Source organism: Shewanella sp. NKUCC05_KAH (assembly GCF_019345585.1).
GTDB lineage: Bacteria > Pseudomonadota > Gammaproteobacteria > Enterobacterales > Shewanellaceae > Shewanella > Shewanella oncorhynchi.
In genome coordinates this window covers 102644-116935 of the sequence record NZ_JAHKQZ010000005.1, presented here as the reverse complement: position 1 = coordinate 116935, position 14292 = coordinate 102644, and the positions used below count along the sequence as shown (strand labels likewise).

General features: G+C 43.2%; 15 protein-coding genes. 13 read left to right on the top strand and 2 right to left on the bottom strand.

Annotated features, from left to right (window positions below):
• Window positions 1-4 precede the first annotated feature (4 nt).
• The 11 genes from KO533_RS06715 (at window position 5) to KO533_RS06665 (ending at window position 9695) form a co-directional block, all read left to right on the top strand.
• Window positions 5-886 carry a MinD/ParA family protein gene (locus tag KO533_RS06715; protein ID WP_006082389.1) on the top strand — a complete coding sequence of 294 codons (882 nt, stop codon included), beginning with the start codon at window positions 5-7 and terminating at the stop codon, window positions 884-886.
• Window positions 879-1592 carry an RNA polymerase sigma factor FliA gene (locus tag KO533_RS06710; protein WP_028761175.1) on the top strand — a complete coding sequence of 238 codons (714 nt, stop codon included), beginning with the start codon at window positions 879-881 and terminating at the stop codon, window positions 1590-1592. The genes KO533_RS06715 and KO533_RS06710 overlap by 8 nt, the downstream gene beginning before the upstream one ends.
• Before the next feature lie 47 nt (window positions 1593-1639).
• The gene (gene cheY, locus KO533_RS06705; protein WP_007649667.1) at window positions 1640-2023 is read left to right on the top strand and encodes a chemotaxis response regulator CheY; all 384 of its coding nucleotides are present in this window, start codon (window positions 1640-1642) and stop codon (window positions 2021-2023) included.
• 13 nt (window positions 2024-2036) lie between these two features.
• Window positions 2037-2774, top strand: coding sequence for a protein phosphatase CheZ (locus tag KO533_RS06700; protein WP_028761174.1), 738 nt, complete (start codon window positions 2037-2039; stop codon window positions 2772-2774).
• A 15-nt stretch (window positions 2775-2789) separates the two neighbouring features.
• The gene (locus KO533_RS06695; RefSeq protein ID WP_219253400.1) at window positions 2790-5039 is read left to right on the top strand and encodes a chemotaxis protein CheA; all 2250 of its coding nucleotides are present in this window, start codon (window positions 2790-2792) and stop codon (window positions 5037-5039) included.
• 20 nt (window positions 5040-5059) lie between these two features.
• Window positions 5060-6187, top strand: a complete 1128-nt coding sequence (locus tag KO533_RS06690) for a chemotaxis response regulator protein-glutamate methylesterase (protein ID WP_219253397.1) — start codon at window positions 5060-5062, stop codon at window positions 6185-6187.
• 13 nt (window positions 6188-6200) lie between these two features.
• Window positions 6201-6722, top strand: a complete 522-nt coding sequence (locus KO533_RS06685) for a membrane anchored protein in chemotaxis locus (RefSeq protein WP_219253481.1) — start codon at window positions 6201-6203, stop codon at window positions 6720-6722.
• Window positions 6723-6793: 71 nt separating this feature from the next.
• Window positions 6794-7585: a ParA family protein gene (locus KO533_RS06680; protein ID WP_028761170.1), complete on the top strand. Its 792-nt coding sequence runs from the start codon at window positions 6794-6796 to the stop codon at window positions 7583-7585.
• Complete coding sequence (locus KO533_RS06675) at window positions 7569-8564, top strand: chemotaxis protein CheW (RefSeq protein WP_168824448.1); 996 nt, start codon at window positions 7569-7571, stop codon at window positions 8562-8564. The genes KO533_RS06680 and KO533_RS06675 overlap by 17 nt, the downstream gene beginning before the upstream one ends.
• Before the next feature lie 7 nt (window positions 8565-8571).
• A complete protein-coding gene (locus KO533_RS06670; protein ID WP_006082380.1) occupies window positions 8572-9066 on the top strand; it encodes a chemotaxis protein CheW in 495 nt (164 codons plus the stop codon).
• Between the two features lie 230 nt (window positions 9067-9296).
• Window positions 9297-9695, top strand: coding sequence for a DUF2802 domain-containing protein (locus KO533_RS06665; RefSeq protein WP_028761168.1), 399 nt, complete (start codon window positions 9297-9299; stop codon window positions 9693-9695).
• Between the two features lie 53 nt (window positions 9696-9748).
• Here KO533_RS06665 and KO533_RS06660 read toward each other — a convergent pair whose 3' ends face one another.
• Window positions 9749-10057 (bottom strand): EscU/YscU/HrcU family type III secretion system export apparatus switch protein, encoded by a 309-nt coding sequence (locus KO533_RS06660; protein WP_219253395.1) that lies wholly within the window; start codon window positions 10055-10057, stop codon window positions 9749-9751.
• Between the two features lie 61 nt (window positions 10058-10118).
• Window positions 10119-12026, bottom strand: coding sequence for a hypothetical protein (locus KO533_RS06655; RefSeq protein ID WP_219253394.1), 1908 nt, complete (start codon window positions 12024-12026; stop codon window positions 10119-10121).
• 219 nt (window positions 12027-12245) lie between these two features.
• Between KO533_RS06655 and KO533_RS06650 the strand changes: the two genes are divergently transcribed.
• Both KO533_RS06650 and KO533_RS06645 read left to right on the top strand, forming a co-directional pair.
• Window positions 12246-13031: a VacJ family lipoprotein gene (locus KO533_RS06650; RefSeq protein ID WP_219233968.1), complete on the top strand. Its 786-nt coding sequence runs from the start codon at window positions 12246-12248 to the stop codon at window positions 13029-13031.
• 121 nt (window positions 13032-13152) lie between these two features.
• Entirely contained in the window at window positions 13153-14256 is a 1104-nt protein-coding gene (locus KO533_RS06645) for a response regulator (RefSeq protein WP_219253393.1), read from the top strand.
• Window positions 14257-14292 lie beyond the last annotated feature (36 nt).

The following is a 14292-nucleotide window of genomic DNA, read 5'->3' as shown; positions in this document are numbered from 1 at the left end:
ATTTATGACCCTGGATCAAGCAAGTGGTTTACGTATGATGAATCAACCCTATAACGAAAAAGTGAAAGTAATCGCGGTCACTGGTGGCAAAGGAGGCGTGGGTAAAACCAGCGTTTCTATTAATACTGCTGTGGCATTAGCCGAAAAAGGCAAGCGTGTCTTGGTACTTGACGCTGACCTTGGCTTAGCAAACGTCGACGTCATGCTGGGTATTCGTGCCGAGCGTAACCTCTCTCATGTTCTCTCTGGTGATGCAGAGCTTGACGATATTATCGTGCGTGGTCCAAAGGGGATCGGCATAGTACCAGCCACCTCAGGAACACAGGGGATGGTGGAATTAAGCCCGGCGCAACATGCTGGATTAATCCGAGCATTTAGCGAGATGCGGACTCAGTTTGATATTCTAGTCGTAGATACAGCGGCTGGGATCTCAGATATGGTGCTCAGTTTCTCACGTGCTTCGCAGGATGTGTTAGTCGTTGTTTGTGATGAACCCACTTCGATTACCGATGCCTACGCCCTGATTAAAATTCTCAGCCGTGAGCATGGCGTGTTCCGTTTTAAAATAGTTGCCAATATGGTGCGTAGTTTACGCGAAGGTATGGAATTATTTGCTAAACTCAGTAAAGTGACCGACAGATTTTTAGATGTTGCACTTGAATTAGTCGCCACGATTCCATTTGACGAAAACTTACGTAAATCTGTTCGTAAACAAAAATTGGTGGTTGAAGCTTATCCTAAATCACCAGCGGCAATTGCTTATCAAGGATTGGCAAATAAAATTTTGAGCTGGCCTGTGCCGCAGCAACCTGGTGGGCATTTGGAGTTTTTCGTTGAGCGTTTAGTACAACGACCAGATTTTCAAGAGGAAAAAACGAGTGAATAAAGCCGCTGCGTATACTTGTTTAGACAATAAATCGTCGATCGTTGAACAGTATGCTCCGTTGGTTAAAAGAATTGCGCATCATTTACTCGCCAGACTACCTGCATCTGTGCAGTTAGATGATTTACTCCAAGCTGGGATGATGGGGTTACTAGAAGCATCATCCAAGTTTGATGGTGGCAAGGGTGCGAAATTTGAAACCTTCGCCGGCATACGCATACGTGGAGCCATGTTAGATGAAATTCGTCGTGGCGACTGGGTCCCTCGTTCCGTTCATCGTAACAATCGTAAGGTTGCACACGCTATTGATGAGTTAGAGCAAGAACTGGGCCGTGATGCACGCGACACAGAAATTGCAGAAAAACTTGATATGACGCTCGATGAGTACCATCATATTCTTAACGATGTTTCTGTCGGAAAAATCATAGGGATAGAAGATTTAGGCGTATCTCAGGATATACTTACAGTGAGTGATCGGTCCGATGATGATTCATTTGAAGCATTAGCTGAGAACCAATTTCATTCTGCTCTGGTTGAGGCAATTAAATTATTGCCTGAAAGAGATGCATTAGTGTTATCCCTGTACTACGATGAAGCATTGAATTTAAAAGAGATTGGCGCCATTCTTGAAGTCAGTGAATCGCGGGTTAGCCAGATATTAAGTCAGGCAATGTTGCGATTGAAAGCTAAACTCAAGCACTGGACATAAGTATAATTATTAATCGAGCACAGAATGTCAGCTCACCGGAGGAAACCTTGGACAAGAATATGAAGATTCTCATTGTTGACGATTTTTCGACAATGAGGCGTATCATCAAGAACTTGTTGCGAGACTTGGGGTTTAATAACACCCAAGAAGCAGACGATGGCTCAACAGCCCTGCCGATGTTGCAAAAGGGGGATTTTGATTTTGTTGTTACAGATTGGAATATGCCTGGTATGCAAGGAATCGATCTGTTAAAAGCAATTCGCGCTGATGATTCGCTAAAGCATTTACCCGTATTAATGGTAACTGCTGAAGCAAAACGTGAACAGATTATTGCTGCCGCTCAAGCGGGAGTGAATGGTTATGTGGTTAAGCCTTTTACCGCTGCAACGCTGAAAGAGAAGTTAGATAAAATATTCGAACGACTCGCTTGAGCAAGGATGAGCTATGAAGTCACAAACATCAGGGCTCATCACGCTCGAGCAAGCTCAGCATTTAGTTGAATTATTAAGTGCAGGTGAGCAAAGTCAGGCAGATGATTTATTTCGGGAGCTTGCTGCTCCACTGCAACGAGAATTATTCGAAGAAGTAGGTAAATTAACTCGGCAACTTCATAGTGCGCTGATGGATTTTCAAGTTGATAATCGTCTTGCTGAATTAGCCAATACAGAGATCCCCGATGCCAAGCAACGTTTAAATTACGTTATTGACATGACCGAACAAGCTGCAAATAAAACCATGGATGCGGTTGAAGAATGTTTACCTTTGGCTAATGCCGTGACTGTAAATATTCAAAATGTCATGCCATCTTGGGACAGATTAATGCGACGCGAGATAGCGCTGACTGAATTTAAGGGCCTTTGTCACGATGTACAAGACCTTATGTCTCGTAGTGCAAATGACTCGACTCGATTACGTGAATTGCTTAATCAAATTTTGATGGCGCAAGATTTTCAAGACTTAACAGGACAAATAATACGTCGTGTTATTGATCTAGTAATGGAAGTAGAAAGTAATCTGGTTTCTATGCTGACGGTATTTGGTGAGCAACCTATGATTGAAAGTCAGATTGCTCAGAAAAATAATATTGAAGCAGAAGGCCCGATAATGAATGCCGAGCTTCGTCAAGATGTGGTAACGGGTCAAGACGAAGTGGATGATCTTCTATCGAGTCTGGGTTTCTAACTGGGAGTCAATTTGATGGCCTTTGATGTAGATGAAGAGATACTCCAGGACTTTTTAATCGAAGCCGGTGAAATTTTAGAGCTTCTGCAAGAGCAACTCGTTGCGCTTGAAAATAATCCTGATGATACTAACTTGCTGAACGCCATTTTCCGAGGTTTTCATACCGTTAAAGGTGGTGCTGGCTTTCTTAGCTTAACTCCCATGGTTGATGTTTGTCATGAGGCTGAGAATACCTTCGATTTATTGCGGACAGGCAAGCGTAGCGTTAACGCAGAGTTGATGGATATTATTTTGCAGGCTGTTGATGCAATTAATACCATGTTTGCGCAAACCCAGCAGGGCGAGCAACAAGACCCCGCCGATTCAGGTTTGCTAGCGAGACTTAAAATGCTCAGTTCAGGTGCACCTTTGCCATCTGAAGTCGCTTCCGCCAAGGTTGCAGAGCCAGAACTTGTTGTTGAAGTCATTATTGATACTCCTACCCCTCAAGAAATCCCTGCTGGTATAAGTGATAACTCATCTTCCATTGAAAATACGTCTTCAAGTATCGATGATATCAATGATGCTGAATTTGAAGCTTTATTGGATGCGCTTCATGGTTCAGGAAAGGGACCTGCGGTCGCTGCTACCACATTTGTATCTGAACCAGTTGCTGCAAAGCCTGCTGCACCAATTAAAACACCTTCAACATCAGGTGATGACATCACTGATGATGAGTTCGAGGCGTTACTGGATGAACTTCATGGCTCAGGTAAATTTAAAGCTGAGGCTGAAGTGCCTGTTAAGCCTAAGGTTGTGGCAACACCTGCGCCTCAACCGATTGTAGATGCTGATGAAATTACCGATGATGAGTTTGAGCGATTACTCGATGAACTCCATGGGAAAGGCGGAGCACCTGCGAAAGCTGAAGTTAAAGCGCCTACGACACCCATTTCGACTGTAGCACCTACTGCTGCACCACATGCTCCTGCGCCAGTTAAAGCCACAGTACCAGCTCCTGCTCCAGTCGTTGCTGCAAAACCTAAGGTGGAAATTGCGGTTGTCGATAAAGCACCTGCTAAGGCTAGCTCTGCGAATGTGCCTCAGGGTGAAACAACAGTACGTGTAGATACCGCACGACTCGACCAGATCATGAATATGGTGGGTGAGTTAGTGTTAGTGCGTAATCGATTGGTGAGCTTAGGCATCAGCCGTGATGATGAGGAGATGTCGAAAGCTCTCGCGAACTTAGATCTCGTTACTGCCGATTTACAAGGCGCTGTGATGAAAACCCGTATGCAACCGATCAAGAAAGTGTTTGGTCGTTTCCCTCGGGTGGTACGTGATCTTGCTCGTACACTAAACAAAGAAATTGATTTGATCATGGTCGGTGAAGAAACTGACTTAGATAAAAACCTCGTTGAAGCGCTTGCCGATCCGCTCGTCCACTTAGTGCGTAACTCTGTTGACCATGGTATCGAGATGCCAAACGAGCGTGAAGCTAGTGGTAAGCCAAGAACGGGAACGATTACCTTATCTGCAAGTCAGGAAGGCGACCATATACTGCTGAAAATCGAAGACGATGGCGCAGGCATGGATCCTGAAAAACTCAAAAAAATCGCCATAAACCGTGGTGTGCTCGATGAAGATTCTGCTTCGCGGATGACAGACAGCGAAGCCTATAATTTGATTTTTGCACCAGGTTTTTCAACTAAAGTTGAGATTTCAGATATTTCAGGCCGTGGTGTTGGGATGGACGTGGTAAAAACTCGTATCACCCAGCTGAATGGCACTGTACATATTGATTCCATGAAAGGTAAGGGAACGATACTTGAGATTAAAGTACCGTTAACACTGGCGATTATGCCTACCTTAATGGTCGATGTCGCTAAACAAGTGTTTGCATTACCTCTATCTAGCGTGAATGAGATTTTCCATCTCGATCTCACAAAAACCAATATTGTTGATGGGCAACTGACTGTCATAGTGCGTAATAAGGCCGTACCTTTGTTCTATTTGGAACACTGGCTACATAGAAACAAAACCACCTTTAAACATGGCGATAAAAAGCATGGTCATGTGGTTATCGTGCAATTAGGCATGATGCAAATTGGTTTTGTAGTGGATGCCTTAATAGGACAAGAAGAGGTCGTTATTAAACCTCTTGGCGCTATGTTACATGGCACACCTGGGATGGCTGGTGCGACAATTACATCGGATGGTGGTATTGCACTGATCTTAGATGTTCCTGGATTGCTAAAGCATTATGCGAAAAGTAAGAATTAGTTTCCAAGCTAAGGAATGGAATGGCCATTAAAGTATTAGTCGTTGATGACTCAAGTTTTTTCAGACGACGTGTTAGTGAAATTGTCAATCAAGATCCTGAACTGGAAGTTATCGCGACGGCCTCAAATGGGGCCGAAGCGGTGAAGTTGGCTGCTGAGCTTAATCCCCAAGTTATCACTATGGATATTGAGATGCCTGTCATGGATGGTATTACTGCTGTTCGTGAAATCATGGCTAAGTGTCCGACTCCGATCTTGATGTTTTCTTCTTTAACCCATGATGGCGCTAAAGCAACGTTAGACGCTTTAGATGCTGGTGCATTAGATTTTCTACCTAAACGTTTTGAAGATATTGCGACCAACAAAGATGATGCCATTTTATTGTTGCAACAAAGAGTTAAGGCATTGGGACGACGCAGAATGTTTCGTCCGATTGCACGTCCTGTGGTCGCGCCAACACCTAGTGCGCGTCCAACAGGTAGCGTTTTAGGTACAACCAGTATATCGGCTCATACGCCTGTCGCAGCTCCTGTTAGAACCTCAACGGCAACGACGATTCGTGCAAGTGGTAAGCAGTATAAATTATTGCTGATCGGTACATCTACTGGTGGTCCGGTTGCGCTGCAAAAAATACTCACGCAGTTTCCAGCAAACTATCCGCATCCTATTTTATTAATCCAGCATATGCCTGCTGCCTTTACCCCTGCATTTGCGAGTCGTTTAAATGGCTTATGTAAGATTGAAGTGAAAGAGGCCGCTAATGGCGATCTTCTTAAACCGGGTTGCGCATATTTAGCGCCAGGTGGTATGCAAATGATGGTTGAACGTACTGGAGCAAGTGGCCGATTAAAAGTTATCGCAGGCAGTGCTGATATGAATTATAAGCCCTGTGTGGATATCACCTTTGCTTCTGCTTCTAAAGCCTTTAGTGGTGATGTGCTTGCTGTTGTATTAACTGGCATGGGGGCGGATGGCAGAGAAGGCGCACGTATGTTGAAAGCTGTAGGCGCAACCATTTGGGCGCAAGATGAAGCCAGTTGTGTGGTTTATGGTATGCCACAAGCCGTTGCGAGTGCAGGGATTGCCACCCAGTCGATAGCCTTAGATAACATGGCCGAATGTATTTTAAAAGAGTCTGTTCGTGTCTAAAAATCAATATCCGATGAGCACAAATAGTGTGCTCATCATCTTGTTGATGGGCATAGCCATTTTGGTTCTTGGTGCCTTAAGCCTAGATTACAAGCGTAAGAATAGTTTACTGCAGGCGGATGTAAAACGTTTGGAATCGACTCAGGTGCTGTTAATGGTACCTGACGAACAGGCTGAAGCCATTGCAACTTGGTTAGCGTCTCATCCCGATCAGACTAAAGCAATGTTGCAATTAGCGGCTCCTGGTGAGCAGAAGGCTGTAGCGATTGGTCCTGAGCCGGTACAAAATAGCATTCCGCCTTTGCTGGGCGAACCAGATACTGAAATAGATACGGCGAAGGAAAAAACTAATCTGGAATCCTCTATTCTTAAACAGCTTCAAGCGCCAGAAAAAGAGGTTAAAGCTGTTTCTCAGACAATTGCCCCCCAAAATGCAGAGATGCTGCCAGTGGTGATATCTGAGAATGCCGATGGTGTCAAAGTGATTAGTTTGCCCAATGGCGGCATTCGAGTCACGACCAGAAAAGAGCAGTAATTTTTAGAACTTGTGAACTCACAATTTTCTAGTTCATTAGCATATTAACCAGTATAGGTAGGGGTCACTTCTTGAAAGTCTGGACCATAGCGAATCAAAAAGGTGGCGTAGGTAAAACCACGACGGTAGCGAGTTTAGCGGGAACATTAGCTAAGCGTGGTAAGCGTGTTCTTATGATAGATACCGATCCACATGCTTCGTTAGGTTATTACTTAGGTATTGATTCTGAAGAGGTTCCAGGCTCGTTGTTTGATGTTTTTCTTGCCCATAAAAACCTTTCTAAGGAACTCGTTTTATCCCATGTAGTGCCAACCTTAGTCGATGGTTTGGATTTATTACCTGCAACTATGGCATTGGCTACCTTGGACAGAGCCTTAGGTCATCAAGAGGGAATGGGATTAGTACTACGTAATTTATTAGCACTGGTTGCTGATGATTATGATGTTGCTATCGTTGATTGCCCACCCGTACTCGGGGTATTAATGGTCAATGCGCTTGCGGCAAGTCAGCATATCATTATTCCTGTGCAGACGGAGTTTCTTGCCATTAAAGGGCTAGAGCGGATGATTAAAACGATGGAGTTAATGGGCCGATCTAAGAAGACGCGCTACAGTTACACTGTTGTGCCTACCATGTACGATAAACGCACCAAAGCATCACCTGCGGCTTTGCAAGTTCTTGGTGCCGAATACAGTGATACTTTGTGGAAAGACGTTATTCCAGTAGACACTAAGTTTAGAGATGCCAGTTTGGCACATTTACCAGCATCGCATTATGCGAGTGGTTGCCGCGGCGTTAAAGCCTATGAAAGATTATTAGATTTCTTATTAGTTGGGGAGTTTGGCCATGTCAAAATCGGTTGATGAAACTGTTTTTGATTTTTTCGCATTATTGCTGCAGGAAGACGACAGTCCAAACCAGATTGTTTCCCCTCAAAGCATTGTAAAAGCAGACTCAAATCAAAATGTTGCTGTTAATCAAACGGAGGCTGCATTGCTCGATGCGGCAATTTTGGCTGAAAATGGTCGCACTGCCGCACCGCAGAATGTAGAGAAGGCCATAACGCCTACTGCGCAGTTGCAGCCAAAAGCGGCGCCAAGACAACATGAGTTTGTTGCTCCGGTAAGCCAGGTTGTAGCTCAAGTGAATAAGCAAGCGTTAGAGAAATTACTCGCGCCAGTACTAAAGACTGCAAGGTTAGAACCTATACCACCTTCAGTAGAGATAGCGCCACCTATTGATGTTCAACCTGTTGTGGTAGAAGTACCACAAGCTCAGCCTGTTGTTAATGAAACCGTTGTTGATGAAATCGTTGAGCCAGTGGTTGTGCCAGAAACACAAGTCGGCATTACGCCTCCTAGTGTGACAAAAGATTTGCAAGAAGTGCTCGATGATGAGTTTCAGGTACTATTCTTTAAAGTAGCAGGGCTGACATTGGCTGTGCCTTTGGTGAGTTTAGGCGGAATAGTAAAAGTTGAGCGGATAAACCACATCTTTGGTCGACCCGCATGGTTTCTTGGTGTACAGACGCATAGGGAGGAGCAATTGAACATTGTTGATACTTGTGCGTGGGTTATGCCAGAAAAATACACAGATAAACTGGCGCAATCAGTAAATTATCAATATCTTGTATTATTAGAAGGCAGTAACTGGGGATTGACTTGTGAGTCCTTGGTCAATGCGGTAAAAATTAATAAGTCGCAAGTCAACTGGCGTAGTCAAGCGGGTAAACGCCCTTGGTTAGCGGGTGTAGTGAAAGAACAGATGTGTGGCATTTTGCACGTACAAGCCTTAGTTGAAATGCTTAATGCGGGTTTAGGTTGTCAGGACTCAATTGGTTGAGGTAAACATGAAAGATACAAGAAATGTAGCAGCAGTCGCTGCAAGTAAAGATGATGCAGTATTACAATGGGTTACCTTTAAGTTGGACCATGAAACTTACGGTATCAACGTAATGCAAGTGCAGGAAGTGCTGCGTTATACTGAAATTGCTCCTGTACCTGGTGCCCCCTATTATGTACTAGGGATCATTAACTTACGTGGTAATGTCGTCACTGTAATTGATACCCGCTCACGTTTTGGATTACAGTCTGCTGAAGTTGATGATTCAACCCGAATCGTTATCATCGAAGCTGAAAAACAGGTCATTGGTATCTTAGTTGATAGTGTTGCAGAAGTGGTTTATTTGCGCCGCTCTGAAATTGACAATGCGCCTAATGTTGGAACGGAAGAGAGTGCTAAGTTTATTCAAGGCGTGAGCAATCGCGACAATGAATTACTTATCTTAGTTGATCTCGACAAATTATTATCCGACGAAGAATGGGCCGAGTTGACTCAGATCTAATCAATGAGTGTGATAAGGCTGAATGATTAGAATTCATTCAGCCATTTTGTTTATTTGCGAATAAATCGATGATGTTGAGTATTTACGATTTATGGGTAGACGAAGTCTTTTTATCATAGCTTGAACAATGGCCAATTATATTGGTGACGTTAAGTGAGCACTTTGGAATAGATAACTCAATTGTAAGCCAGCTCCTAATCTATGGCTTTGAGTGTGTATAAGGATTTTTGATGGGCGATGAATTTTTGATCGCAGCGTTAGTCTATGTCATCGCATGCTTAGGGTTAGTACTCTTTTTACAAAAGCAATTGAGTAAATTAAGAAGCAAAGTTGAGGCATTGACTGTGTTGGTTAAAGAGGGCGATCGGCAGCGAGAGTCTTTTAAACGCGAATTGCAAGAATTACGCAGTGGCACAATCGGTGTAGGCCGTCGTGTTATTGAATTAGAAAAACGCATACTGCAACAGTCTGAACGGATTGAAGAGACGACTCAACAGGATCCACAGGCAAAACTTTATACTCGAGCCATGAAGATGGTCGCGCTTGGTGCTGGCGTCGACGAATTGATTAAGGAATGCGAATTACCTAAAGCTGAAGCCGAGCTGTTGATCCGTCTGCATCGTAAGTAATCGGTAGCCAATTGAACACTAAAAGCTAATTTTTCTGAATTAGCTTTTTTATTTTATGCCTTCTCGACAATTTTTTTATGCATATTATTCCATTGCTCAGGAAATTTACCGTCGAGCATATACACAAATGCAATCAGTTCGGCGATAAGCAGGTAAAGCTCCTTGGGAATTTCCTCTCCTAACTCTAGCAATTGCAAAAAATGGCTCAGATGGGGATCTTGATGGATATAAACGCCGTTAGCCTTAGCTAAGGCAATAATTTCTTCTGCGATAAGCCCTTCACCAGTCGCGACTATTTTAGGAGCGTTACGGCCATCGTAGCCCAGTGCGACAGCTTGTTTAGGTTCACTCTCTTCGCTCATATCGTTATTTCCAATGTTTTGTATAATGAACTCAATATTAGTGTTGGAACATTGTCACTCATTAAGCTTTTGTCTTTACGAGGAAATGATCACCAGGTAATAAGGTTGCTGGTACTTGCGCTATTTGAGTTGATAGTTCTCCAGGCGTAAAACCCAGTTGTGATAGTTTTTGGCTTAAGGGCGTTAAAAAGTTATTAACCTTATTAAGTAGTATCTGACTATTGCCTTTAAACTGGATATCTAATTGTTGATTGTGGTTTTGGGCTGAAATCAACAGAGGTCCTTGTGCTAGATTAAACTTCAGTTGTAAACGCCATCCAATTTTTTTATCTGGGTCATCAGGATCGGCTTCTTGCTCAAATTTCCCTTCCAGTTGCTCCTGTCGTTGGTTAATGCCATAGGGCAGGGCGAAGAACCACACCAAATTGCCAGTGCTCTCATTACTTGCCTGTTGGTATAAATGCAGGTTAGAGGCTAATAGTCCCATGCTATCAAGGCCTCCTGCTTTGCTCAGTTGCCCAAGAAGTTTAGTGGAGAAGCCCACTTTAGCTTGTAACTGTTCAAGGTAGTCGGCAAGCTTTTTGCTCACGGAATTCGAATTGTTATTGGCTTTAAAGCCAAGTAGCAGCTGAAAAAGTGAGGTTATTGCACTCCCATTCATGAGCATTGAGGCTTGATTTGATTGAGGCGTAGCAAGATTTAGACTCGCTAGACCGAGAATATTGGCTTTGAGTTCATCGATATCATTTAATTGGCTCAGTGGTGGCAGCCCTAAATGCGGTAGGTGTTTCAATAACTCAGATGCTAAATTCGAGCTGCTATTAGAACGAGATAACTCAATAGGAAGTGCCCCCGCTTTATTGAACGCTTTTTGTAAGACATCAGCCACTTTTATCGAAGTGTCAGTCTTAGCATCATTGTCTTGTTGTTCAGTCTTTTGGCTACTGGATCCTAAAATATTATTAAGTTTGTTTATGTCTGTAGGACTCACACTTAGGATTTCTTGTGATGTTTTTGAGCCTTGAGACAACCCGTTTTTGCTATTTACGTTTTCATCCATTTGTGATGCTGGTGATTGACCCACAAGCCGATTTTCAAGGGCTGAGTTTTGAGTGCTGATCTGACCTAAGTCTTTAGTTGTTGGCGTTATGACTTGCGCGTTAGAGATATTCTGTGAGCCAGTCGCAGTAAGCGCTGATGGAATATCTACTTTACTTTGAAGCTGCATTATATCGACTTTGGCCGTGACCATTTGTTTTGTGGGCTCAGGCAGAAAGTTGATATTTTCGAGTTTTTTTAGAAAGGAGGCAATGATCTGTGCTGGTTCAATTTTCGCGATCACAAGATCAGAAGATGGTTTATTTGTGGGAACCTGAGTTTCATTTACTGGCGCCCCAATTATGATTTCGAGTTTGCTCTGTATTGGGGTGAGTAATAAAATAGGGCGCCCTTGTTGAAAGGCTATTTTAGCGATGAATTCACCTTGATTCAGCTGAGGTCCAGGATCTTGTGCTACAACGGTACCATTAGCAAATTGAAGCTCCTTGTTAACTATAGTGACGTTGGGTAATGGATAGCCCTGTGTGCGAGCCGCGAGCGCTGAAAGCTGCGTCTGAGAGATGCCATTTTGTTGTGCCAGATTGATCACTGCCTCAGGAATTTTCAGTACGAGAGGTGTAGCTAACGCAAGTAGTTGGCTAGTGGAGTTTTGCACTATCGTAGTTGGAGTTGAGCTGTTTTGCGCATTGGGCGTGACTAAAAAGCTATTAGCAGTCAACAATATTTGCCGCTGTTGAGCATTAACTAGCTTTAAATTATATTCTGTACCGTTTAGAATAATACTATCTCCTTCAGGTGATGTTTGCACCTGAGCTGGAATGGGGCGTGGAGTAGCATAGAGGGCATCAGTGTTAGCTATCGCAGTGTGTAACTGCGAATTTTGACTGCTGACAAGTGGAATCGACTCCATTTAATGACCTTATATAGTTTATCCTGCGATACATTCGTTTAGTAAAATTAACAATTGACCAATTTTTTTTGCCAAGTATGCTTATGCGCCTTGTGACAAAGGAACTGTCATACTGGATAGTATGCCACTAAGACGAATTATCTTTATATCGTCATTTTTGTATTGTCACTTTAGCGAAAATTTGATGTCTAAACAGTACATTTATATTAAGAGAGCGATATGAAGTTAAAATGGATGGGATTATCTTTGGGGTTAATGCTGTTGCCTAAAGTGCAATCGGCTGAAGTATCCCTACCAGATACCATTCAGCAGGAAACACCTGCTAAGGTACAAATTACCTATGATGATCCCCGCGATCCGTTCGAAGGCTTTAACCGAGCTATGTGGGACTTCAACTATCTCTACCTAGATAGATATTTATATCGTCCTGTAGCCCATGGTTATAACGATTATATTCCTACGCCTGCTAAAACAGGTATCAATAACTTTGTGCAGAATTTAGAGGAACCTAGCAGCTTAGTAAACAATGTGCTGCAGGGTAAGTGGGGCTGGGCAGCTAATGCTGGTGGACGCTTTACAATCAATTCTACTGTCGGCTTATTAGGTGTCATTGATGTCGCTGACATGATGGGTATGAGCCGCAAGCAAGATGAGTTTAATGAAGTGCTGGGTTATTATGGGGTGCCTAATGGACCTTACTTCATGGCGCCATTTGCGGGTCCTTATGTTGTGCGAGAACTCGCGTCTGATTGGGTTGATGGTCTATACTTCCCATTGTCTGAGTTAACAATGTGGCAATCCATTGTTAAATGGGGACTTAAAAACCTTCATTCTAGAGCATCAGCAATCGATCAAGAGCGACTTGTTGATAATGCACTCGATCCTTATGCCTTTGTCAAAGATGCATATTTACAGCACATGGACTATAAAGTCTATGATGGTAATGTCCCTCAAAAGCAAGATGATGATGAGTTGCTCGATCAGTATATGCAGGAGCTTGAGTAACCCTATTGGCCGTACTTGACAGCATTTGTCTTTAGTCATCAAATGCTAGCCTTGTTAAATTTTGTTATTGGCATATTCACTTGAGTAATGGCTATGCGATGAACTTTATTCGGGAACCTTTATGGCGTTAAATGGTGTTGCGGTTCTTTTAGTTGAAGATGACCCCGTGTTTAGGCAGATTGTTGCAAGCTTTCTCGATAGTAGAGGTGCGCAAGTCACACAAGCCTGTGATGGTGAACAAGGATTGTCAGTTTTTAAATCGCAGCGCTTCGATATTGTTCTTGCAGACTTGAGTATGCCTAAGCTCGGTGGGCTCGATATGCTTAAGGAGATGACAAGGTTAGCGCCTTTAGTGCCTTCTATCGTGATCTCGGGTAATAATGTCATGGCTGACGTTGTAGAAGCCTTACGCATTGGCGCAAGTGATTATCTCGTTAAGCCAGTATCTGATTTATTTATTATTGAACAAGCCATTAAACAAAGCCTTCATAGTTCCTACATTGATGATACTCAAGCCGCAGATTTTGACGCGCTATCCCACCAAGAATTAAGTGATAATCTAGCATTGCTTGAGCAAAGTGTTGCAGCGGCAAAACAAGTTCAGCAACAACTCTTTCCCGCTTCAAATATTAGTTATCCGGCAGCCAAGGTTGACTATAGCCTTTATAAAAATAGCGATATAAGCAGTTATTTCATTGATTCAACAATGGTTGGTAGTGATCACCTGATTATGTACATGGCCCATTTGTATCCTGAGGATAATCGAGCCGCGTTTGCCTGCGTTCTGCTGAGAAGTTTTGTTAATCAGAAGCTTAAAGATTTTAGAAATGGTCAGAGTCAAAGCATTATTGAACCCTTTAACATGATGAGCTATTTGAACGAGCGTTTAGTGAAATCTGGTCTCGATATCAAAGCCGATATGATTTATGTTGCCATTGAGCTAACTAAGTACCGTGCTGCTATTGCACAGGCGGGTAAGGGGTTGCGTTGTTATCTGCGTAATGATGAAGGATTAAGCCCGTTAGCACTGTCTGAGAGTCTGCAGCTTGGCGTGTTAGACTGGGGTAAACCGAGCATTCAGTTCCGCAGTATTTTACCGCAAGAACAGTTATGTATTGCGACAAGTGAGCCTGAGCATAAACAAGCTTTACTTGATAACAAGTTTAAGGGCTTAGTCTATGATGCAACGCTACCCGCTGGTGGTTTTCTACAGTTAAGCCTTTAGTTTTTAGACGCTTTGGCAAAATTGAGTATACCGAAT